The sequence below is a fragment of the Sphingomonas sp. CROZ-RG-20F-R02-07 genome, assembly GCF_022662335.1.
Taxonomy (GTDB): Bacteria; Pseudomonadota; Alphaproteobacteria; order Sphingomonadales; family Sphingomonadaceae; genus Sphingomonas.
Genome location: NZ_JAKNQJ010000048.1, coordinates 1 through 845 on the forward strand (window position 1 = coordinate 1; position 845 = coordinate 845).

The 845-nt window shown below is 52.4% G+C and carries 1 protein-coding gene; it reads left to right on the top strand.

From position 1 onward, the window contains the following. The coding region (locus tag L8H00_RS18650) for a hypothetical protein (protein ID WP_242098852.1) at window positions 1-242 on the top strand (242 nt) is incomplete at its 5' end. Between the last annotated feature and the right edge of the window lie 603 nt (window positions 243-845).

Here is an 845-nt window from a genome sequence, read left to right on the forward strand (position 1 = left end):
CCGCATCGCCAAACTCGAATTATGAGCCGGGCACTAAGGCGACAGCCTCTCCGACTTCGAGGGCCGACTACGCTTCTGAGAACAGGGAAGTTTTTGAGCATGCCGCCACCGATGACGCACAGGAATGGCGCATTCCGGCGGATCTGAGATTGATGAGTGGTGAAAGCACTGCAAAAACAGGGAATTTAAATATAGCTGCAGGGATTATAATTATGCGCTGCAGGCTATCTGGTCGTAAGTAAGGTGGATCACGGGCTCGCTGTACAACAACCGGTCGACGAACATGGTCCACCGTTCTATTTGGATGCCAAACCCTATCCGTTCAGATCAGCCGTTGGAACGGACGCCTATCGAGGTAGCAATCGGTGGCGGGCGTCAATATCAACTTAAGCGCGCGCCTGTCTTCGAAAAAGCCCAGGCAACAAACGTAGGACAGTCAATGACATGGTTGCGCGCTGACGATTTTTCATTTGACCAGTCTGCCGCCACGCGGTAGCTGAGATGTGCAGTCGGCAATGCCACTGTCAGATCTATTGAGTGTTAGGTCACTCGGCACTGCCGATGGATACTTGCTCAATGCCTTAAGGGCGTGGCAAAGCCCGTCCTTCAATAATTAAAATATAGTAGCTCTTGTGAGGCCTAATGCCCTGCAGAGCTGCGAGTAGCGGATCGACTTTCCGCATTGCCCGTGAATGCAAAGCGTTGGCGAGCAAGCTCTCACATTTACCAGCTCTTCTTTGCTTGGGGTCAATCCATGCCTGGTACCAGCACGTCCATCGTTCTCCGATGTCCGAATTCGTTGAACGTCGCACGACGCAACGCCCGTACTCATAGTCGTAAACAGA